Source organism: Spiroplasma endosymbiont of Tipula paludosa (assembly GCF_964264785.1).
Classification (GTDB): Bacteria; Bacillota_I; Bacilli_A; order Mycoplasmatales; family Nriv7; genus Nriv7.
On sequence record NZ_OZ183484.1, the window covers coordinates 1,111,701 to 1,134,142 of the forward strand.

Sequence of the window (22,442 nt, forward strand, 5' to 3'; positions counted from 1 at the left end):
GGCGATTAATTATTATTGCTTTTTTTTACTTAGTTAAATAAAAAAATAGGTAGAATGATTTTTTTTTCATTCTACCTATGTTATAATCTAATTAGGAAGAATGATGGTGTAGTCATCATTTTTCTTTTTATTTAATTATGCTTATTATAACATTAATGTTTACAATAAATTTATTTATTTGCTTTATTTTATAAAGTTTATGGAAACACAAGACTTGGTACATAACTATAACATTTTATGCCGACTAAACTATAAAATTCATTTTTATCTTTGTATTTATCTAACATTTGTATTTCATCTAAAAAATAATTATCAAAATAGTAGATAAAATTAAAGGTTATGTACCAAGTCTACAGTTATTCTTTAAATAAAGATAAATGTTTTTTAGAACTAGTATTCAATATCTTGAAAAAATGATAGAAATTATTATTTAATGATATATAATTAAATTCCAAGGCAAAGAGACTGTAGATTATTTTTTGGATAAAGGAAAAGGTGTTGTAAATTTTATTAATTAGCAAAAATTAACGAAAAGGATTTGAATTAATATGAAAAAATTACTCGCTATGTTAACGACAATTACAAGCTTGTCGAGCATAACACCAATAATTTTAGCGAATGCCTCAGAAAAAGCGCCAGAAAATAAAATAGTAGATAACGAAATTAATTATTCGCAAACAAGTAATTTAGAAAATTTAAGTAGAGTTAAAAGAGGAAATAATAATTTTATTGAAAATCACTATTGTTTTTTATGTCATAACAGATTATATGTAAAAATAAGCCATAGAAATTGAGAAAAAATAAGGTCTAAAGAAAAATTAATATGATTAGGCGATTTTTATCATTTTATATATGATTTATTAAAAGATGAATTTAAAAAAATAAATTCATCTGGAGATGATAGAAGTCGGGATGATTTTCTTAATGAAGATATTGAAATTATTGCTTCTGTTATATATCAAAGATTTTCAGAGATTGATAAAGTTTTTTTAAATAAAAATAATAATTACGAGGGTTTAATAATAAGAACAAATCGAGATAAATATTGAGAAAATAATGACGATTTTTGAGGAGCCCATATAAACAAAGAAAATAATGGGGGAGAAGATTTAAATGATGCAATTGTTAATATACAATTAGGCGCATTAAATAATGAAGATGATGAAACAATTTTAAATGCACTAAAAGAAAAAAATCCCGATTTACTTATTGATAAATTATATGTTTTTGTAAAAAATGATTCTTGGGCCAAAATACGAGTTAACCAATATAAAGGATTAAAAGAATACCAATTTGGAAGTTGAAAAGCAGTTTTTTTTACAGTTAGAAAAGATTTATCTACTGTAATTACAAACCTTAATTTAGGGGTCTTAAATGATAATGGTGTTTCTACTATAAAAGATGCTGTCAAAAAACTTAATCCCAGTTTAGATGTAACTGAAGTTGGCTTTAGTAACATTACAGATACGTCAGCCGATATTGAGGGCTCACCACGTTATAATTCAAATAAATACAAGGGAGATCAAAAAGTTACTTTTACAGTTAGAAAAGATTTATCTACTGTAATTACAAACCTTAATTTAGGGGCCTTAAATGATAATGGTGTTTCTACTATAAAAGATGCTGTCAAAAAACTTAATCCCAGTTTAGATGTAACTGAAGTTGGCTTTAGTAACATTACAGATACGTCAGCCGATATTGAGGGTTGGTCACGTTATAATTCAAATAAATATCAGGGAGATAAAAAAGTTTTTTTTACAGTTAGAAAAGATTTATCTACTGTAATTACAAACCTTAATTTAGGGGCCTTAAATGATAACAACAAAGATGCAATTTTAAATGCAGTTAAAGCTAAAAATTCTATTTTAGAAAATAGTGAAGTAGATGTTAGTGCAATAACAGATACGTCAGCCGATATTGAGGGCTCACCACGTTATAATTCAAATAAATATCAGGGAGATAAAAAAGTTTTTTTTACAGTTAGAAAAGATTTATCTACTGTAATTACAAACCTTAATTTAGGGGTCTTAAATGATAATGGTGTTTCTACTATAAAAGATGCTGTCAAAAAACTTAATCCCAGTTTAGATGTAACTGAAGTTGGCTTTAGTAACATTACAGATACGTCAGCCGATATTGAGGGCTCACCACGTTATAATTCAAATAAATATCAGGGAGATAAAAAAGTTACTTTTACAGTTAGAAAAGATTTATCTACTGTAATTACAAACCTTAATTTAGGGGCCTTAAATGATAATGGTGTTTCTACTATAAAAGATGCTGTCAAAAAACTTAATCCCAGTTTAGATGTAACTGAAGTTGGCTTTAGTAACATTACAGATACTTCAGCCGATATTGAGGGCTCACCACGTTATAATTCAAATAAATACAAGGGATATCAAAAAGTTACTTTTACAGTTAGAAAAGATTTATCTACTGTAATTACAAACCTTAATTTAGGGGCCTTAAATGATAATGGTGTTTCTACTATAAAAGATGCTGTCAAAAAACTTAATCCCAGTTTAGATGTAACTGAAGTTGGCTTTAGTAACATTACAGATACGTCAGCCGATATTGAGGGCTCACCACGTTATAATTCAAATAAATACAAGGGATATCAAAAAGTTACTTTTACAGCTATACAAAATTTATCTACTGTAATTACAAATCTTAATTTAAATGTTATTGATAATAGTGATAAAGTAATTTTAAATGAATTAAATTATTTAAATCCTGATTTAGATATTTCACAATTAGAAGTAGTTGAAAAAACTAATATTTCTGCTATAATAAAAGAAAAAAAAGATAGTTCTAAATATTTTGGTGAAAAGAAAATTTACTATACAATAAATAATCAGCAAAATAAAATTATTGATTTAAATGAATTGATTAAAAAAGCAATTTTTTTCAAATTTCGAGATGATAACCCTAATTTAATTTTTAAAGAAATTAAAAATATTAATTCAAATAATTTACAATATTCAAATGTTCAATTAAAACAGCAAATTACTCCTAAATTTTCATTTGAAAAGCAATCTAAAGGAATTTGTTTTATTCGAACAATAATGAAAAATGATGATGATAATGAATCAGATTTTAATACCCCCCAATGTTCTTATGAATTTTCAACAGAAACAAGATATAGAATAACAACAGGAATAATTAGAATAGAAAATTTAGAAATTGGAAATTCAGAATCACAAGAAAGTAGTTCTTCTTACACTTCAAATCAAGTAAAAGAAAATAACACTTCTATTACATTATCTAATATTTTAGAAAATAGTGATATTAAACAAAATTCACAAGCACAAGAAAGTAGTTCTTCTCAAACTAAAAATCAATCACATGGATGAAATGTGGAAATAGGCGGTAAATTTTTGGGAATAGGTGCTTCAGGGGGTGCGCGCGGAGAATATGGTTCTTCAGAAAGTGACGGTTCGTCAACTTCAAAAAGTTCTTCAGAAAGTAATGGTTCGTCAACTTCAAAAAGTTCTTCAGAAAGTGACGGTTCGTCAACTTCAAAAAGTTCTTCAGAAAGTAATGGTTCGTCAACTTCAAAAAGTTCTTCGCAAAGTATTAGCCTATCAAAAAATGTTAATTTAGATATTAGTGGTGAAAAAGTAGATAGAACGTCAAGTGTCATGACTTTCCCTTCACAAAAAGTCACAGTCGCAGCAAATTCATCAAGAATTATTACAGCAACACTTGAGGAAATAAAATTTCAAACTACTTTAAATTTGGAACAAGATATTTATGGAAATATCCAATTTGATATTTTGACTAAAAATAATGAAACAGTGCATTTTGATATCTCAATTGGACAACTAATGCAAAAATTAATAAAGTATGGCACATTGCCTGAAGAAATAACTGTTTATGAAGATGGAAATTCAATTTTTTTTAATGGAAAAATAGAATTTTCTATTAAAAAAGGATATAACGCAGAAATAGTAAAAGGAAGAAATCAACCACTAGAAAACTATTAATTATAAATAATAACAATTACAGAAAGGAAATAAAAATATGAAAAAACTGCTAAATTTATTGAGTGTCTTAACAATTAGTGGAACGGCAATACCGATGGTTATTGCCGCTAGTCCTTCTGGAACAAGTACAAATAGAAGTTCAAACAGAAATGAACAAAATAGTTTTTCTTTAACTCAAAGAAGAACAACAAATGGCACAAAAAGAACAGCAATACAAACAACAAGTATCAATCAGACAAAAACAAAATCATCAACACAAAACAGCCGAAGAACGGCAACACCGGCATCTACAAATAGAAATAATATTATTTTAAATACAAGAAATTACTCAAGAAGTATTAGAGACTATATTGATAATAATTCTGGTCGGTCACAACCCCCGACCCAAACAACAAGTCACAGTAAGACAAAAATAACGCCAAATTGTAAAGTTAAGTGCAACTAAATTATTTTTCTAACCAAATATTCGATTGGCGAAAGATAATTTAGTATTTTTCTTGGTCTTTGGTTTAAAGACAATATAAATTTATGAACTGCATTTTTAGTAGTGTTTGAAAAATTAAATTTTTTAGGAAATTTTTCTCTAATTAAACCATTAGTATTTTCATTAGTACCTCTTTGTCAAGGTGAATATGCATCAGCAAAATAAATTTTCACATTTAAATTTTTTTCAAGTTGTTGTCAATTAGCAAATTCTTTACCCCTATCAAATGTTATAGTCTTAACAAGATTATTTGGAAGAATTGATAAATAATGACTAATATTTTTGTTAATAACTTTAGTAGTTCTATTTTCAACTAATATTGCTAAAGTAAATCTTGATGTTCTTTCAACTAAAGTTATTAAACATGATTTACTTTTACCTCGTGATGATACTACAGTATCACCTTCTCAATGGCCAAGAGTTATGCGATTATTAACATTTCGTTCTTTAATGGATTTACCATTAAATTTACCCCGATTTTCTTGAGATTTTCGTTTCTTACCTTTTCTTCTTAAATTTTTACTAGTAACCTTTTCAAGTAATCCAGAATAAATTCAATTGTAAATTGTTTTAAAACTAATAATTCATTCTTGATGAAAATTTTTAATTCTGCCATAAATTTGTTCAGGCGATCAACCTAATAATAATTTTTGTTGTACATATTTTACTAATTCTCTATTTTTAAATTTATGAAAATAAACATGTAATTGTTTTCTATTTTCTGCTTTATTTTGTGCAATTAATGAAAAATAATGATTATTATCTTTATTTCTATTAACTTCTCGATTAATAGTACTAATACTTCGATTAAGATTTTTAGCTATTTCACTAATTTTTACTTTAAATTTCAATTGATTCTCAATATAAATTCTTTCATCTATGCCAAGATGTTTGTATCCCATATAAAAACTCCTTAAATTTACTTTTTCTAAAATAAACTTAGCATCATGAAATTTTTATATGAAATCTTTTGCAATTTTATTTACTTGCACTTACAAGTATAATTCAGCTTATGAAAATAAACATGTAATTGTTTTCTATTTTCTGCTTTATTTTGTGCAATTAATGAAAAATAATGATTATTATCTTTATTTCTATTAACTTCTCGATTAATAGTACTAATACTTCGATTAAGATTTTTAGCTATTTCACTAATTTTTACTTTAAATTTCAATTGATTCTCAATATAAATTCTTTCATCTATGCCAAGATGTTTGTATCCCATATAAAAACTCCTTAAATTTACTTTTTCTAAAATAAACTTAGCATCATGAAATTTTTATATGAAATCTTTTGCAATTTTATTTACTTGCACTTACAAGTATAATTCAGCATAATAAATTACCTTTCTTATGAATAAACTAAGTTATATTAACTAAGTTAGTTAACTTAGTTTTTTAAACACTTATATATCGCAGATTTAAGTGTTTAACAAGCTTTGTTAGTAAATTTTGTTTTTTTAATTAGATAAAGATTTTAATAATTTTAAACTTAGTATATCCCTATATAGAAATTTCTACACTTTAATATCCGCATCCTACCCTTGGAACTAATTTAATAGCGTGTATATTTTTAGGAAATCCACCCATTCATTTTTTTATTGCAAAACGAAACAAATTGCTATAGCTAATAGGATGTTATCTATTAACTGGTAAACTTCTTTTGGTTATGGCGACCACCCACAATTTATCGTGTTTTAATACATACCAACATTATTAATTCACTTGTATTTAATTTTCAAAGAACAAATTTTTAACATCTTATAAAATAAAAAGACAATCATTGCTGACTGTCTTAATACTTATTCAAATCTTTTCCTACCTAACAAAACTTTATGCGTCCCTTAAAAAAGTAGTAAAAAAGATGTATAATTACTTATGTACATTTAAAAAAAGTGTGGGTAGAAAAAGTGAGTTATTATTTACAATCAAAATATCAGTTTTCACATCATGTTATTCTTCGTGTTAAACAGCGATTAAATTTGAAACATTTAAATGATATTGAATTAAAAATGCATTGTTTACAATTAATTAATGAGGCATTTTATGTTGTAGATATAAAAGATGATATTTATGTGCAAATTAATGATAGTGATTTATATTTTGTTATTGATAAAAAATCTAATTTGGTTAAAACAATAACGCCAATAAGTCAAGAGCGTTTATTAAGTATTATTAAAATTTAATTATTAAAGGAGGAAATGAGTAATGTTTTTAGTAACAGGTGATTTACAAAATGGACAAACTACTTGGGTAATGTTAGGTTTAATTATTATTATTGTAGTTGTAATGATAGTTTCTTCAATTCGTAAACGAAAACAAGATAAAATTGAAAAAGAAAAGCGTCAAAAAGAAGTTAGAGATAAAATTAAGCAGTATTTAAAGATTAATGATAATATTGCTCATAAAAGAATTGAATATGATAAAGTAATTGCTAGAGCAGGTAAAGATTATAAATATCGTGATGTTTTTGATGTTGTTATCAAATTATATGACTCAAAATCAAATGCGTTATATGCTACTAAAGCTTTTGAAGTTGAAGGTTTAACAAAACAATTAAGTAAAAAAGAATATGAAACAACTTGAAAAGTTAATCATGAATTAGAATTAGAAGCTACTTTAATTCGTTTGCAAAAAGAACAAAAGAAAAGTTATTGAAAAATGACTAAGGCTGAGCGAGCACAAGTTAGATTAGAACGCAAGGAAGCAAAAATAATAGAAAAAGCAGAAATTAAAAAAATTAAGCAAGAGAAAAAAATCAAAGCAACTAAAAAAGTTGTTCAAAATAAAAATGAGGTTCTTATTAAGCGACAACCTAATGAGAAGTTTGGTGCTAAAAAATAAATAGTTTAATTAATTCATAATCTGAGGAAATGATAAAATGCTTCATAAAATATATAAAGAAGATTATAAAAATTATCGGGAATGTGCTAAATTATCATTTCTTTTACGAAAAGAAAATCATCAAAAGACAATTCAATGGCACGATAGGGAGTTAACTTATTTTTTTAGTTTGCCTGAATTTGGTGATGAAAAGCAAAAAGATGACTTGACGAATATTTCTGCGCCTAGTTTAGAATTATTAGCGAATGATGATTATAGTTTTAGCGATTTAGAGGTAATTGATAGTGAAACTATTCTTGATGGTTTAGAAGTAGGTTATCATGCTAAGCAATATTTTTTACGAAATTATCGTTGTTTTGATTTAGATACTTATGAAAAACATCTTGTGGCAAATAAAACGGTAGAAAAAATTCTTGATGCTAATCTTGAAGTGTTGTTTGAACCACGATTTGAATATAATGGTTGTGTTACAAAGGTTGATGTTTTAAAACGAAATGGTACAGGTTGAGACTTAATTGAAGTTAAGGCAACAACTAAGGTTCATCGCGAACATTTATATGATGTTCTTTATCAATATTATATTTTGACTAATTGCAATATTGAGATTAAAAATATTTATTTAATGCATTTAAATGGTTTTTATTTTCATCAAGGTGATTTAGAATATGATAATTTGTTTATTTTAGCAAGTAAATATAATTTAACAACTACTGGTTCAAAGCAAGAAAATATTATGGTTGGTGTAAAAAAAGATTTAGCAAAGCGAGATTTTAATCAAGATATTCAGCGCATTAAAGATATTTTTCAAATGCCAGTTGCTGAAGCATTAGCGTGGTTAAAGACTAGTCAATGTCATAATCGGGGTAAATATGATTATTGTATTCATGTTTATGCTAAATTACCCAAAGAGCATACAATATTTAATCTTTATCGGTTAGTAAAAACTAAAAAAGCAAGATTATATTATGAAAATAATTTTTTGTCGCTTTATACATCTAATTTTTTTGATCTTAATTTAACAGCTAATCAATATCGCCAAATTAAAGTTGTTCAAAATTTAGAAGGTGTTGTTGCATTGTCAGAACGAAGATATTTACAAAGTATATATAAGGAATATGTGTATCCGATTTATATGTATGATTTTGAAACTGTTAAAAGTGCCATTCCGAAATATGAAAATAGTACACCATATGAGCAAATTCCGTTTCAGTATTCAATTCATGTTTTATTGGATAATAAGTTTAATGAAGAGAAACATAATATTAAACATTATCGTTATTTAAGTGATGGTGTTGGTGATCATCGTTTAGTTTTAATTGAAAATTTAATTAAGGATTTAACACGATATGGGATAGGTACTTATGTTGCATATAATAAAAGTTTTGAGAAGCAAGTTTTAAAAAAAATGGCATTATTATATCCGATTTATGAAGAAATATTAATGCAAATTTCTGATCGGACTGTTGATTTAATGGATTTCTTTAAAAATTTTGCAATTTATAAAGCAGAATTTAATGGTAGTCTTTCAATTAAGAAAACATTGCCGGCTTTTAATTCGGAATTTTCTTATGATGATTTGGAAGTGCAAAAGGGAACCGATGCTTCCAGTTTATTTCGTAAACGGTTGTATAATGAATTACAAAAAGATAATAATCATTTGTTTTTCTTGAAATTAAATAATGCTTGAAAAACTATTAGTTGGCAACAATGACAAGACAATTATGTTAAAAATTTGTTATTATATTGTGAACGCGATACTTATGGAATGGTAGTTTTATTTACTAAAATTTCTGAATTATTGCGAGAACAGGGGTGAATTGAATGGTAACGAAAGTTATTTTTATGGGGACACCGATTTTTGCTAAAGAAGTATTATTAAAATTATTAACAATGGATTTTATTGAAGTTGTAGCTGTTGTTTGTCAACCTGATCGTAAAGTTGGGAGAAAGCAAGAAATGAGGATTGGTGGTGTTAAACAAGTAGCATTAGCATCAAAATTAAAGATTTTTCAACCAGATAATATTAACGATATTGTTTTAGAACTAGATAATTTAAATGCTGATTTAATAATTACTTGTGCTTATGGTCAATTTTTGGGAACAAGGATTTTACAATTGGTGCCGAAAGGTTGCTTAAATATTCATGCTTCGTTATTACCTAAATTACGAGGTGGAGCACCAATTCATTGAGCGGTAATTAATGATGAAAAGGAAACTGGTATTAGTTTAATGAAAATGACATCTCAAATGGATGCGGGGCCAGTATTTGTTCAAGAGAAAATTAGGTTGGTAGCAAATGAAACGGCAAGTAGTTTGCATCACCGTTTAATTTTGTTAGCAAATATGATGTTAGAAAAATATTTATTCTTAGTAATTAGTGGTAAAATTACTCCAGAAATCCAAAATGAACGACTTGTATCGTTTGGTTTAAATATTAAACGAAATAATGAAAAGATTATTTGAAATGTTGATGCGAGAAAAGTAACTTGTCAAATTCGTGGTCTTTTTGAAATCCCTTTAGCTTATACGACTTATGAAAATAAGATTTATAAAATTCATCAGGCGATCGTTTATGATATTAATAAACAGGAAAAGGCAGCGGGAACAATTTTATCATTTCAACAAGATGGTATTGAAGTTCAAACGAGTAAAGGAAGTGTTTTAATTCAAAGATTACAACCTGAGGGTAAAAAAGCAATCTTGGTTAAAAATTTTTATCAAGGACAACATCCTTTGCGGGTTGGAACAAAATTTATTTAAGGAAAGGATTTGAAAGAAAAATGTATCGTTTTCGTTCATTGAAATATTTAGCAACAACAGGTGTAATCACAGGTCTTTTAATGGTTTGTGGTTATGCTTCTAGTTTTATTAAAATTGGCGTTGGTTATTTGCAATTAGCTGATATTATTGCTTTACCTTTAATTACCTTTATTTCTGGGCCAATGATTTTATTTGCTAATCCGATTGCGATGGCATTTGCTGATATTATGGGGGGATATTTTGTTTTTGTTCCCATTACGATTGTTGTTAGGATTTTAATGTTTGTTATTATTCGGATATTAGAACCATATTTTCATTTTATTATCAGTCATTTTTTTGCGGTTTTACCAGTTTTAATTATTTATCCACCATATACTTACTTTATTTCTAATTTTGATTATAGTTATGCGATTACAGCATTAATTAATGATGCTGTGCAAGCGATATCAACATATATTTTTTCCTTGTTTATTACTTGGTTTTTAATTAGAATTAATAGTGTCAGTTATGGTCATCTTTGAAGTGATAATGATTTTGATTATTTACGAGCGACAGCGTTAGAAAATAGTAATTTAGAACAAAGTAAGGAAATTAAAAATAATGGCAACAAATAAAAATTTAATTCGTAATTTTAGTATTATTGCTCATATTGATCATGGTAAGTCTACTTTGGCGGATCGGCTTTTAGAATTAACGGGTACGGTTAGTAAAAGAGAATTAAAAGATCAATTATTAGATTCAATGGATTTAGAGCGAGAAAGAGGAATTACTATTAAGTTAAATGCTGTGCAGTTGCAGTATGTTGCTAAGGATCATCAACAATATTGTTTTAATTTAATTGATACGCCGGGACATGTAGATTTTACTTATGAAGTTTCGCGTAGTTTAGCGGCTTGTGAGGGAGCATTATTAGTAGTTGATGCTACGCAAGGGATTCAAGCGCAGACGTTAGCTAATGTTTATTTAGCGATTGATAATGATTTAACAATTATTCCTGTTATTAATAAAGTTGATTTGCCTAATGCGGACCCCGAAAGAATTAAACAACAAATTAGAGAATTGACAGGAATTGCGTATTCGCATATCCCGTTAATTTCTGCCAAGACTGGTTTAAATGTTGATGAAGTGTTAGAAACTATTGTTAGAGATATTCCTGCTCCAATAAAATCCCAAGATGATGCTCCTTTGCAGGCATTGATTTTTGATTCTTATTATGATCAATATCGTGGTGTAATGATTTTTATTCGTGTTTTTCAAGGAACTGTTAAGATTAATGATAAGATTCGTTTTATGGCAACAGGGGGTGAATATGAAGTTATTAGTGTTGGTATTAAGACACCGTTGGAAGTTCAGCAGGATGCAATCTATGCTGGTCAGGTTGGTTGAGTAGCGGCGGCTATTAAGAATATTAAAGATGTTCAAGTAGGAGATACAATGACACATGCTGATTTTCCAACATTAGTGCCATTATCAGGTTATCGAAAAATTAATTCAATGGTTTATTGTGGATTATATTCCGTTGATAGTTCGCGTTATGAAGATTTAAAAGATGCATTATCAAAATTGCAATTATCAGATGCTGCTTTGGTATATGAACCAGAAAATTCACAAGCATTAGGATTTGGGTTTCGTTGTGGGTTTTTAGGTTTATTACATATGGATGTTATCCAAGAACGACTTGAGAGAGAATATAATTTAGATTTAATTGCTACGGCGCCAAGTGTTATTTATGAAGTGCATTTAACTGATCAACAAATTATTACTGTGGATAATCCGAGTAAATTACCGGAAGTGCAAAAAATTCGTAGTATTAATGAGCCTTTTGTTAAAGTAACGATGATGACTCCTGAAACTTATTTAGGTGGTTTAATGGAGTTATGTCAGCAAAAACGCGGTATTTATCAAAATCTTGTTTATGTTGATGATACAAGAAGGATTTTGACTTATGAAATGCCGTTAAATGAGATTATTTTTGATTTTTTTGATCGTTTAAAATCTGTGTCTAAGGGCTATGCTTCATTAGATTACGAATTATTAGGTTATCGACCAAGTAAATTAGTAAAGATGGATATTTTATTAAATGGTGCGGTTGTTGATGCTTTATCAATGATTGTGCATAAAGATTTTGCGTATGCTCGTGGAAGAAATTTATGTGCTAAATTAAAAGATATTATTCCGCAACAAAACTTTGAAATTCCTGTACAAGCTTCCATTGGTAATAAAATCATTGCGCGAGAAACTATTAAGGCGTTAAGGAAAAATGTTACTGCTAAGTGTTATGGTGGCGATATTAATCGTAAGAAAAAGTTATTAGAAAAACAAAAGAAGGGTAAAAAGCGGATGAAGGCTTTTGGAAATGTTGAATTACCACAAGAAGCTTTTATGGCAGTTTTATCTATTGATGATAAATAAGCATATTATATTGAAATTTTAATTAATCGGTTATTTTATTGTTAATAATAAAATTATGAAACGAAAAAGGAGAAATATTAATGTCGTTAATTTTAAATCAAATTCAAAAAATAATTAAAGAGGCAGTAAATAATATTACTCCTTTTGTTGATGATATTGTTATTGAGAAAACTCGTAATATTGCATATGGTGATTATGCTACTAATATTGCGATGGTGTTAGCACCAATTTTAAAGCAAAAACCGGAAGTCATTGCTAAAAAGATTATTGCTATTATTAAGTCAAATGATTTTTTTACTAAAATAGATTTTGTTTTTCCTGGGTTCATTAATTTAACAGTTAATCAAAATGGACTTAGTGCTGTTATTACGGAAATTTTAAAATTAAAAACTAAGTTTGGTAGTGGAGAAGCGACTAATATTAAATATAATTTAGAAATTGTTTCTGCTAATCCAACAGGAATTTTACATATTGGTCATGCTCGTAATGGTGCTATTGGTGATGCGGTTGCAAGAATTTTAAAATTTGCAGGAAATATTGTTGAAACAGAATATTATCTTAATGATGCTGGTAATCAGATTAATGTGTTAGCAAATACAATTTTTTCGTATTATTTACAAAAATTAGGGGTTAATGTTGAAATACCAGAACAATCATATCAGGGTGTTTATCAAGAAATATTAGCAACTAATTTTGTGAATAAATATCAAGATAAATTTATTGCCATACGAATTGTTAATGGTGTCATTGATGATGAACAAGTATTAGCAATATTTAAACAAGAGTCAGTTGCTTTCTTTTTACAATTAATTAAAACGCAATTAAAGGATTTTCGGATTAATATTGATTATTGGTCGAGTGAGTTAGAAATGTATACAACAAAAGAAATTGATAAGTTAGTAAAGGAATTGCAAGCAACTAATAAAGTTTTTGAAAAAGATGGTGCTTTGTGGTTAAAAACAACAGATTATGGTGATGATAAGGACCGAGTTCTTGTTAAACAAGATAAATCGTATGCTTATATTTTACCGGATTTAGCTTGTCATAATTTACGAATTAAACGAGCAAAAGCTAATTATTTAGTTAATTTTTGAGGTGCAGATCATCATAGTTATTTAACACGAATGCAGGCGGGTTTACAAATTTTAGGTTATGATGCTAATATTTTAAAAATTGTTATTATTCAAATGGTGCGATTAATTAAAGATGGTCAAGAATATAAAATGTCAAAAAGAAAAGGGACAGCCGTATGATTAATTGATTTAGTTATGGAATTAGGTATTGATGTTGTTCGTTATATGTTATGTTCAAAAGCATCTTCTAGTCATATGGATTTAGATTTGAGTCTTTTAACATCTCAAAGTAATAATAATCCGGTTTATTACTTTCAATATGCTACAGCGCGTTGTGCGAGTATTTTACGAAATGTGCCTCATAATATTGATTTAACAAAGACAATTGCTAGTTATCATTTATTAACACATCCCAAGGAGCGAGAGCTAATTAAAGTATTAGATTATTTTAGTAAAGTAGTACAAAGTGCTGCTAAATTTTGTCAACCGAATATTATTTGTGATTATATTCAGGAATTAGCACGGGGATTTCATTCATATTATTCAGAATGTAAAATTTTGGATGAAACTAATATTACTTTATCAGAACAAAGATTGCATTTAATTATTAGCACACAGTATGTCTTTAAAAATGCTTTAAACTTAATTGCTGTTGATTTTAAGGATCAAATGTAATTTGCTTATTCAGTTAGTGTTGCTTTTAAGAAATTAATTACTATTGTCATATTTAACTTATAAGGTTTCATTTTCCCACGATTATTTTTTCGCATAAATTTTTTTTCGTATCATTGTTTTATTTCATTATAAGTTGTTAAATTTCATTTAGTGAGAGAAATGTTTTGTTTAGTCAGAAATTTATTAATAACAGCAAATCATGAAAGGTTTTCTTCATAACAATTAAATTGTTTTAAATCTCATTGTAAACAACATTCAATAATGAGAAAAATATTGGTGTCTATTATTAAACTTGGAGGATTGTTTTTAGCATAATATTGGGCCAATGTTCCCACATATAAATTTCTTTTGTTCATTTCAGTTATTCAAGTATAAATTACAAGATTAAAATAAGGTCGTTTTAATTTTAAAAAAGGATTCATTGCGATATTGGTTTTATTTTTATTAAGACAATAATCATACATTGAAATTTCTTTTCTTAAAGCTGATAGACTCATATTGTTAGCATAGCAAATAAGTTCATAGGGAATAATACGCATAGTTTCTCCTTTAAAATTAATAATAAATAAATTATACTCTTTAATTTATAAAGCTGAATTATACTTGTAAGTGCAAGTAAATAAAATTGCAAAAGATTTCATATAAAAATTTCATGATGCTAAGTTTATTTTAGAAAAAGTAAATTTAAGGAGTTTTTATATGGGATACAAACATCTTGGCATAGATGAAAGAATTTATATTGAGAATCAATTGAAATTTAAAGTAAAAATTAGTGAAATAGCTAAAAATCTTAATCGAAGTATTAGTACTATTAATCGAGAAGTTAATAGAAATAAAGATAATAATCATTATTTTTCATTAATTGCACAAAATAAAGCAGAAAATAGAAAACAATTACATGTTTATTTTCATAAATTTAAAAATAGAGAATTAGTAAAATATGTACAACAAAAATTATTATTAGGTTGATCGCCTGAACAAATTTATGGCAGAATTAAAAATTTTCATTCATCAAGAATGAATTATTAGTTTTAAAACAATTTACAATTGAATTTATTCTGGATTACTTGAAAAGGTTACTAGTAAAAATTTAAGAAGAAAAGGTAAGAAACGAAAATCTCAAGAAAATCGGGGTAAATTTAATGGTAAATCCATTAAAGAACGAAATGTTAATAATCGCATAACTCTTGGCCATTGAGAAGGTGATACTGTAGTATCATCACGAGGTAAAAGTAAATCATGTTTAATAACTTTAGTTGAAAGAACATCAAGATTTACTTTAGCAATATTAGTTGAAAATAGAACTACTAAAGTTATTAACAAAAATATTAGTCATTATTTATCAATTCTTCCAAATAATCTTGTTAAGACTATAACATTTGATAGGGGTAAAGAATTTGCTAATTGACAACAACTTGAAAAAAATTTAAATGTGAAAATTTATTTTGCTGATGCATATTCACCTTGACAAAGAGGTACTAATGAAAATACTAATGGTTTAATTAGAGAAAAATTTCCTAAAAAATTTAATTTTTCAAACACTACTAAAAATGCAGTTCATAAATTTATATTGTCTTTAAACCAAAGACCAAGAAAAATACTAAATTATCTTTCGCCAATCGAATATTTGGTTAGAAAAATAATTTAGTTGCACTTAACTTTACAATTTGGCATATACAAAACCTAATAAAATTAGTTATCAATATGATTTAAATTCTCGTGAAAAAATATGCAATTTGTATTTTGATTACAAAAATATTCAAGCCGGTGGAATGTGGTCTTTATTTAACAATTTAAAAATGGGTTTTCACGATATTGAAAATTCAAAAATTCCGAAAAATATTAAAACTTTTTATCGCTGAATTAAATCTGACTCTCGTTGAAAAGAATTAAAACAACAAATCAAACAAACAAAACGCCATTTTAAGCGTTATGAAGTTTCCGAGATTGGTCTTTTACAAATGGATGCCAAAATAATTACCACATCAAATTTTCCGGTTGATAAAAAGTATTATATTTATGATTTCATTGACGAAATAACACGGATAGTATTTGGTTATGTTTATGATAGTTTAGGAACTAATAACGCGATTAACGCTCTGCAAAGAGCAATGAAAGATTTTAGTGAACTTGGCATAACCATTAAACGCCTTCGCACTGATAATGCTCCAGAATTTACTACTACTAATTGAAGTAATAAAAAAGCATACAAAGTAAAAGAAAGACCTTTTACGGCCTTTCTTTCAAGGAATGGGGTTATCCATGAAACCACTCCAATTCGTTCGTCACAAAGTAACGGTAAAATTGAGCGGTTTCATCAACATTATACTAAATTATTTTATGTTAAGGATAAAAAACTAAATCAAAACGAACTACAACATTTCTTAAATCAATATTATTACTATTACAACTTCCAACGCTGTCATTCAGCATTACAAAATAAATCGCCATTTCAAAAATTACAAGAATTAATAAATTAATTTCCCCCTTTTTAATGTTTTTCTTGATTGTGCAAAACATCTGTGGTATATTACATTTTTAGTTATTTTTAAAATTTATTTAATTTCAACCCCAGCACCAGCAGCAACAAGTTTTTCCTTAATTTTTTCGGCTTCTTCTGGTTTAACTTTTTCTTTAATTACTGGATTTTCACCCTCAACTAATTTTTTAGCTTCCATTAAAGGTTTTTCGGTAATCTCGGCTACTGCTTTAATAACTGCAATTTTAGAATCACCAAGTTTAGTTAAAATAACATTTACCTCTGTCGGTGCAACATTACCATCACCCTGTGAAGCTGCTTGCATCATCACTGGTGCACTAGCAGTAACATTAAAATGTTCTTCAATTGCTTTTACTAATTCATTTAGTTCAATTAATTTCATCTCTGCTAGCGAAGCGATAATATCTTGTTTTGTTATTTTATTACCTTTTTTAACACTACCAGTTTTTTCTTCGTTAATTTTATTTTCTATTTCTTCTTGGGTATCTTTTTTTATTGGATTATTTTCTGCCATAATATAATTCTCTCCTTTTATTTTTATATATCAGTTTATTCTGTTAGTTGTTTATCAGCAATGGCTTTAATTGCTAAAGCAACATTAATTAATGGACTAATAATTGCTGAAGCAAACATTGAAATAAGGCTGTTTTTTGAAGGCAATGTGGCTAATACTTGTAATTCATCATATAACACTACTTTACCATCCAAAATAGCACTTTTTAATACTAAATTTTTATGTTCCTTAGCAAAATTAGCTAATAATCTTGGGCCTACAATTTCATCAGTTGCCGAAAACACTAATGCATTAGGGCCTAATAAGACATCATCTAAATTATTAACACTTAACTCTTGTAATGCTCTTCTTACTAATGTATTTTTATAAATTTTTAAACTAGCATCTTCACTTCTTAACTGTAACTTTAAATTAGTTAAATCTTGAACAGAAAATCCATGATAATGAATAATAGTTGTTGACTTTGACGATGCAATCTTTGTTTTAATCTCTTGAACAATATTATTTTTAGTTTCTATTGCTGGTCGCATTCATCCACCCCTTCCTAATTTCTTAAACATAACCGTTTAATCCTGAAATCAATATCTATCTTACATAAAAAAACTCGGTATTACATACCGAGTTTAAAAGAGTTTTTGTAATCCAAAATCCTATACCTTTTAATCCTCGGCAACATAATTAAGGTTTCCCCGTTGCTGTCTATAGACTATTGATAGCATAAGATAATAATAATATGTTTTTAACACAAATGCAATACTTATTTTAAAATTTTATGTAGAAACCATATACATATGACAAGATTTTGTTTTCTACAAACTTTTAGGGGGTGTTTTCTTTTGGCAGTAATATTTTGTATTGAATGCGACAGCGAAAGCTATGTCATTGGTAATAAAAATACAGTTGGAATCTGTAATTCTTGCGATGAAAAGGGTTTTTAAATTTTGAAAGGAAAGATAAATTATAAAATATGTCGCTGGTGTTTACATCTATTTAGTGATAAACGATATTTGCATGTTGCTTGTGAGAAAAAATTTATTAATCATATTAAAAAAATTTTAAAAAATAAAAGTAAAAGGAATTTAGATAATAATGTTTAAAGTTAAATTAGTTAGTATAAAAAGAAAAATATTTAAAAATAAAGATGGCTCTATGATGTCAGGTTATTCTGCCGAATTTTTGCGTTATGAAAATGACTTATTTGAGCCTACCGGCGAACAAAAGGCTTTATGAATTGATGATAACAATCTAGAACAACAAGAAATTTATAAACTGTTAAAAGAAAACGTTAAATCATTTTTTAGTTGCGAATTAACTTTTGAAAAAACCCCCAAAATAGTTAACTTGCAAAAAATTGAATTATCAAAAAATCAAAAAAACTTGTCCAGTTAATTGATAATCACTTCGGTCTGCGAAGCGGTGCGGAAGGCGTATGCCCCGCCCGCTAGCGGGTTAGTCGGCGAAGCCGACTATTACTTGATTAAATAACACAACTGGCGAAAATCTAAAATAGGAGCATAAAATATGAATTTACAATCTCAAAATCCGACTGATTTTTATATGAAAACGATTTATTACGGTCAATATATTCGTAATATTGTTATGCCTTTAGAACGTATCAAAGCAAATAATCGCAATGTAAGCGGTTTAAAAAATAAAGGTAATTGTGATACAAAACTGCTTAATAGTAATATTCGTGCAAAATCTAATGTTATTCGGAAGGCGTATCATAATTTTTGAGACTGTAAAAAACTTACATTCTTAACGCTTACTTATGCTGATGTTAATGAATTTGACATTAGAAAATGTAAGCGTGATTTAAATAAATTTTTTAAAAAATTAAAATATTGATTTAAAGTTAAAAATAAAAATATTAAGTATTTGTATACATATGAATATCAGAAACGAGGCGTTATTCATTTTCATATTTTAATCACCCAAAAAATACCCCATAAAATTATTTTACAATTTTGACCCTATGGGATTAATAAAAATATTAGAGTTCGTGAAAACACTAATGAAATGGTTGTAAAATATTGCTCCAAATATATAACTAAAAATGTCCTGAATGAAAAGTCATTAAACCAATATGATTTAAATATCAAGGCTTATCAATTCTCTTACAACTGTCAAAATCCCATTATTAGAAAACAAGTATTCACCGATACTTTGAATAATATTGTTAATAGAACCATAAATTCTGAGTTTGTAAAATACTTAAAATCAGCAGTTCATAAATTTAAAACCAAAATGTGCGGAGCAATCTATGAATTTAAAAATATCAATTATATAGACTTTGAAAGTGAAAATTATACTTCGTTAGAAAGTTTAAGATTTAGAAATCAACTAAGAAAAACGAAACATTAGGAGTTAAAAAATGAAAAAAAGAATGCAATTTAAAATAAGAATTAAAAATTGATTTAAAAATCATTGGTTAAAAATATTGCTTAGCATTGTTTTTATCTTTATAAACTTAATACTTTGAGCTTTAACTTTATTGGATACTAAGTGAGTAATGGGAACAAATGGCGAATTTATTGATTTTATTGAAAAAGATATGTATAAGTTTTTTGGTTTAAATACCGCCATTATGTTGCTTGGATTGTTTGTTTATTGATTTGGTAGTGCGATATTTATTGCTTTTCAAGTTGAAAAATTAGTTTGACTTATTGTTAAGAAAATTAAAGCAAAAAAAGCCTTGAAAAATGAAACTTTAAATAGAAAGGAAATTGAAAAATAATGGCAATATTTAGTCTAATATGTTTTATCTTATTAACCTTATTACTCGCTTTTGCTGTTGCTTGGGGTTTATGGCGTTGAATGAATGATGTTAAAAAGTATGGTAAACAAGCAAAAGAAATTAAAGGTGATTTTAGTAAAAAAGAAAAACGCTTCATTGTTAAATTATCTTATTTAACTGAAAAAAATGACAAACAAAATCAAGAAATCCAAACGAAAGGATAAAATAAATGTTAAAAGATGTAATTATTAAGTTAATTGATTTACTTTATCCAACTGCTGATTTACCGCCCCAAGTAGTATTTTTGTTCTCAATTCTTGTAATCATTGTGTTATTTGCCAGTTTCATTGGTATTCTCTTTCTTCCGATTAAGTGTTTATTTCAATGTTTCTAGTTGTTTGAAAAGATTTAAATTGAGAACAAATTAAACAAACTTTCTGAGATTTGTTTATCCAAATTACAACTATTCCAGCTCATATTACTGCTGGTAAAGAAATTAATTTAACCGAAGAACCACTTTGACTTTTAACAACTAACATCGCTTTTTGATTACTAACAACAGTTATTATCTTATTTATGTTGATTTTATTTTATAAAGTTAAATCTTATTTTTGTTAATAACTATAGGATAAATATTTTGAAAAGAAAGGGGGTGATTATATGATTGGAACTTTCTTAGCCGATGCACCAGTAGCAATTACCGGAAAACAAGCCATTAATAATTTGTGAGATAGTATGGTAGGGCTTTTTGGAAAAATTTGAAGCGATATTATCAGCGGACAAATGCCATTAGTAGTAGATTTCTTTGCTACTTATTGAATTTTTTTATTTCCGGCAATCGTTGGATTATTCTTATTTGCTTTTGGAATGTTTGAAAAACTACTATTAAGAGTTCGTTAAATAATAATTAAAAAAAAGGAGTGCGATAATGCTTAAATTTCTAAAAAATATCTGTGAAAAAATCAATGACTTTGTTAACTTAAATCGCACTTTCTTTATTATTTCTTGATATTATTATGCTTTTCTTGTTGTTATTAATCCACAATATTGAGTTTCATTTTTCCATATCATTGGTATTATCTTAAATTGTTTAATTTTAATTACTAAATTTATGCAATGAGTTAATCGTAAATCTTTTATTAATTTTTTATTCAAATCACCATTAAATATTGTGATTGGTTCATTGGGAACTGGTAAAACCGCTTTATTAGTTTTTGCTTCAAAACTTTTAGGTAAGAAAAAATGAAAGACGGCTTCAACATTTCCAATTTTAGACCAACAAATGTTATCTTTGGGGCATATGTCGTTATTGGATAATGAATATCCAATATTAGAAGAAAAACATTTATTGTTGTGAGATGAAACGAACTTATTTTTAGAAGGAACGGATTATAAAGAAAATGATAAATCAACTCAAGGTTTGCAAGAATATTTTGCTCTAGTTAGGCATTTTGGTCATATTGTTCTAGCGAGTGGCCAACGACCTGAACATATTTGGGTTAAAGTCAGAGATATTGCTAATTCGGTTATTGTTGGTATTACTAAGAAATCAGTTAATATTTTTCGCCCTTATTTAAAAGTTGTTTATGGTACTTTTAAATCTGTAGAAGAATATGAACGCTGACGCACAAGTCTAATTGATGCTAAAAATAATAAAAAAGGTCGCAAAACTAAATATCGTAATATTCCGGAATTAGATATCTACTTTTTTAAATTAAAAATTCCAATGTCTGTTTTAGAGTGTTACGACAATAAGTATTTATCTTTTTTACGCCCCATTGCTAATCGCATTGTTGTTGACACTTATGAAGATAAGTTTTATGAAACTACCGAAGTTGATTTGGAAATATTAAAATACCTTAAAATGGAAAAATTTAGTCGTATTATGGAATTACTAAAAAGTAATTTGAAAGATAGGAATTAACTATCATATTATTTTAATCTAAGAAAGGATACTTAATTATGGCAAATCTAGAAAAAATGGCATCATTTTTTGCCGATATTATTTATAAAGTTTTTGACTTAATTTGAAGTATGACTATTCCCGGTACCGGAGTTCGAATTATCATTATTCCTTTAATCTCTTTAATTGCTAACTTTGTCTTTGTTGCCATTTTAGGTATCGGAATGCAAGCCAAAGAAAGTTGTAAAAAGACAAGAACTAACAAATCCATTAAAGAGTGAGGTAAAAAATAATGTTTAAATTGGTTATAATTTTTCTTTTAATTACCGTTTTTTCTATCTTTGCTTTTGATGAATTTCTTGGTTTATGGCGTTTTGTAAACGAAGGGTTGGAATATTTTAATAAAGTTATTGTCGCTAACAGTGAATTTTTACAATTATTTAAACCAATGATTAGGTTATTTTCACAACATCCAATTTTTATTATTCTTGGAACAATCGGCATTTTATCAACAATATACTTTATTTTAAGAAGTTAAACGCAGAAGAAAGGATA

25 protein-coding genes and 1 other annotated feature are annotated in these 22,442 nt (G+C 27.2%); of the genes, 20 read left to right on the forward strand and 5 right to left on the reverse strand.

The window, feature by feature from the left end; genetic code table 4:
- The first annotated feature begins 548 nt into the window (after positions 1-548).
- Positions 549-3,986: a hypothetical protein gene (locus tag ACFEL5_RS06680; protein WP_375315288.1), complete on the forward strand. Its 3,438-nt coding sequence runs from the start codon at positions 549-551 to the stop codon at positions 3,984-3,986.
- A 37-nt stretch (positions 3,987-4,023) separates the two neighbouring features.
- The gene (locus ACFEL5_RS06685) at positions 4,024-4,431 is read left to right on the forward strand and encodes a hypothetical protein (RefSeq protein ID WP_375315289.1); all 408 of its coding nucleotides are present in this window, start codon (positions 4,024-4,026) and stop codon (positions 4,429-4,431) included.
- Here the strand turns inward: ACFEL5_RS06685 and ACFEL5_RS06690 are convergent.
- Together ACFEL5_RS06690 and ACFEL5_RS06695 are read right to left on the reverse strand one after the other, a co-directional pair.
- Positions 4,428-5,372 carry an IS30 family transposase gene (locus ACFEL5_RS06690; protein WP_338966716.1) on the reverse strand — a complete coding sequence of 315 codons (945 nt, stop codon included), beginning with the start codon at positions 5,370-5,372 and terminating at the stop codon, positions 4,428-4,430. The genes ACFEL5_RS06685 and ACFEL5_RS06690 overlap by 4 nt on opposite strands.
- An 80-nt stretch (positions 5,373-5,452) precedes the next feature.
- Positions 5,453-5,695 (reverse strand): helix-turn-helix domain-containing protein, encoded by a 243-nt coding sequence (locus tag ACFEL5_RS06695; protein ID WP_375315104.1) that lies wholly within the window; start codon positions 5,693-5,695, stop codon positions 5,453-5,455.
- A 982-nt stretch (positions 5,696-6,677) separates the two neighbouring features.
- On the opposite strand from ACFEL5_RS06695, the gene ACFEL5_RS06700 reads away from it, so the two are divergent.
- The 6 genes from ACFEL5_RS06700 to argS all read left to right on the forward strand — a co-directional run bounded on the left by ACFEL5_RS06700 (position 6,678) and on the right by argS (position 14,233).
- On the forward strand, positions 6,678-7,313 hold the full coding sequence (locus tag ACFEL5_RS06700; protein ID WP_342190016.1) for a hypothetical protein: 636 nt from the start codon (positions 6,678-6,680) through the stop codon (positions 7,311-7,313).
- A 37-nt stretch (positions 7,314-7,350) separates the two neighbouring features.
- Positions 7,351-9,141 carry a DUF2779 domain-containing protein gene (locus tag ACFEL5_RS06705; protein ID WP_375315290.1) on the forward strand — a complete coding sequence of 597 codons (1,791 nt, stop codon included), beginning with the start codon at positions 7,351-7,353 and terminating at the stop codon, positions 9,139-9,141.
- On the forward strand, positions 9,135-10,073 hold the full coding sequence (gene fmt / locus ACFEL5_RS06710; protein WP_375315291.1) for a methionyl-tRNA formyltransferase: 939 nt from the start codon (positions 9,135-9,137) through the stop codon (positions 10,071-10,073). Before ACFEL5_RS06705 ends, fmt begins: the two co-directional genes overlap by 7 nt.
- Before the next feature lie 20 nt (positions 10,074-10,093).
- Entirely contained in the window at positions 10,094-10,687 is a 594-nt protein-coding gene (locus ACFEL5_RS06715) for a hypothetical protein (RefSeq protein WP_338968141.1), read from the forward strand.
- A complete protein-coding gene (lepA, locus tag ACFEL5_RS06720) occupies positions 10,674-12,485 on the forward strand; it encodes a translation elongation factor 4 (protein ID WP_342190020.1) in 1,812 nt (603 codons plus the stop codon). The genes ACFEL5_RS06715 and lepA overlap by 14 nt, the downstream gene beginning before the upstream one ends.
- Positions 12,486-12,565: 80 nt before the next feature.
- Entirely contained in the window at positions 12,566-14,233 is a 1,668-nt protein-coding gene (argS, locus tag ACFEL5_RS06725; protein WP_342190021.1) for an arginine--tRNA ligase, read from the forward strand.
- 5 nt (positions 14,234-14,238) lie between these two features.
- Here the strand turns inward: argS and ACFEL5_RS06730 are convergent, their stop codons facing one another.
- A complete protein-coding gene (locus tag ACFEL5_RS06730) occupies positions 14,239-14,772 on the reverse strand; it encodes a hypothetical protein (protein ID WP_342263244.1) in 534 nt (177 codons plus the stop codon).
- Between the two features lie 160 nt (positions 14,773-14,932).
- Here ACFEL5_RS06730 and ACFEL5_RS06735 point away from each other — a divergent pair, with 160 nt between their 5' ends.
- From ACFEL5_RS06735 to ACFEL5_RS06745, 3 genes are read left to right on the forward strand one after another with little or no spacing between them, the layout of a single operon-like run.
- Positions 14,933-15,262: a transposase gene (locus ACFEL5_RS06735; protein ID WP_375315292.1), complete on the forward strand. Its 330-nt coding sequence runs from the start codon at positions 14,933-14,935 to the stop codon at positions 15,260-15,262.
- Complete coding sequence (locus tag ACFEL5_RS06740) at positions 15,219-15,881, forward strand: IS30 family transposase (protein WP_375315293.1); 663 nt, start codon at positions 15,219-15,221, stop codon at positions 15,879-15,881. Before ACFEL5_RS06735 ends, ACFEL5_RS06740 begins: the two co-directional genes overlap by 44 nt.
- 19 nt (positions 15,882-15,900) lie before the next feature.
- Positions 15,901-16,713: a DDE-type integrase/transposase/recombinase gene (locus ACFEL5_RS06745; protein WP_375315294.1), complete on the forward strand. Its 813-nt coding sequence runs from the start codon at positions 15,901-15,903 to the stop codon at positions 16,711-16,713.
- Positions 16,714-16,788: 75 nt separating this feature from the next.
- On the opposite strand, the gene rplL is transcribed toward ACFEL5_RS06745, so the two are convergent.
- Together rplL and rplJ are read right to left on the reverse strand one after the other, a co-directional pair.
- Positions 16,789-17,115, reverse strand: a complete 327-nt coding sequence (gene rplL, locus ACFEL5_RS06750) for a 50S ribosomal protein L7/L12 (protein ID WP_375315772.1) — start codon at positions 17,113-17,115, stop codon at positions 16,789-16,791.
- A 167-nt stretch (positions 17,116-17,282) separates the two neighbouring features.
- Entirely contained in the window at positions 17,283-17,777 is a 495-nt protein-coding gene (rplJ, locus tag ACFEL5_RS06755; protein ID WP_375315295.1) for a 50S ribosomal protein L10, read from the reverse strand.
- Between the two features lie 57 nt (positions 17,778-17,834).
- Positions 17,835-17,970 (reverse strand) — a sequence feature (ribosomal protein L10 leader region).
- A gap of 366 nt (positions 17,971-18,336) precedes the next feature.
- Between rplJ and ACFEL5_RS06760 the strand changes: the two genes are divergently transcribed.
- The 9 genes from ACFEL5_RS06760 to ACFEL5_RS06800 all read left to right on the forward strand — a co-directional run bounded on the left by ACFEL5_RS06760 (position 18,337) and on the right by ACFEL5_RS06800 (position 22,425).
- Positions 18,337-18,636 (forward strand): hypothetical protein, encoded by a 300-nt coding sequence (locus ACFEL5_RS06760; RefSeq protein WP_338966992.1) that lies wholly within the window; start codon positions 18,337-18,339, stop codon positions 18,634-18,636.
- Between the two features lie 132 nt (positions 18,637-18,768).
- Positions 18,769-19,611 (forward strand): rolling circle replication-associated protein, encoded by an 843-nt coding sequence (locus ACFEL5_RS06765; RefSeq protein ID WP_375315296.1) that lies wholly within the window; start codon positions 18,769-18,771, stop codon positions 19,609-19,611.
- Positions 19,612-19,621: 10 nt separating this feature from the next.
- Positions 19,622-19,984, forward strand: a complete 363-nt coding sequence (locus tag ACFEL5_RS06770; RefSeq protein WP_375315297.1) for a hypothetical protein — start codon at positions 19,622-19,624, stop codon at positions 19,982-19,984.
- Entirely contained in the window at positions 19,984-20,208 is a 225-nt protein-coding gene (locus ACFEL5_RS06775) for a hypothetical protein (protein ID WP_342189587.1), read from the forward strand. Before ACFEL5_RS06770 ends, ACFEL5_RS06775 begins: the two co-directional genes overlap by 1 nt.
- A 160-nt stretch (positions 20,209-20,368) precedes the next feature.
- Entirely contained in the window at positions 20,369-20,602 is a 234-nt protein-coding gene (locus ACFEL5_RS06780) for a hypothetical protein (protein WP_375315298.1), read from the forward strand.
- Between the two features lie 42 nt (positions 20,603-20,644).
- Positions 20,645-20,884 (forward strand): hypothetical protein, encoded by a 240-nt coding sequence (locus ACFEL5_RS06785; RefSeq protein ID WP_375315299.1) that lies wholly within the window; start codon positions 20,645-20,647, stop codon positions 20,882-20,884.
- A gap of 28 nt (positions 20,885-20,912) precedes the next feature.
- A complete protein-coding gene (locus tag ACFEL5_RS06790; RefSeq protein ID WP_375315300.1) occupies positions 20,913-21,908 on the forward strand; it encodes a hypothetical protein in 996 nt (331 codons plus the stop codon).
- A gap of 38 nt (positions 21,909-21,946) precedes the next feature.
- Positions 21,947-22,180, forward strand: coding sequence for a hypothetical protein (locus ACFEL5_RS06795; RefSeq protein ID WP_375315301.1), 234 nt, complete (start codon positions 21,947-21,949; stop codon positions 22,178-22,180).
- Positions 22,180-22,425: a hypothetical protein gene (locus ACFEL5_RS06800; RefSeq protein WP_338966804.1), complete on the forward strand. Its 246-nt coding sequence runs from the start codon at positions 22,180-22,182 to the stop codon at positions 22,423-22,425. The genes ACFEL5_RS06795 and ACFEL5_RS06800 overlap by 1 nt, the downstream gene beginning before the upstream one ends.
- Positions 22,426-22,442 lie beyond the last annotated feature (17 nt).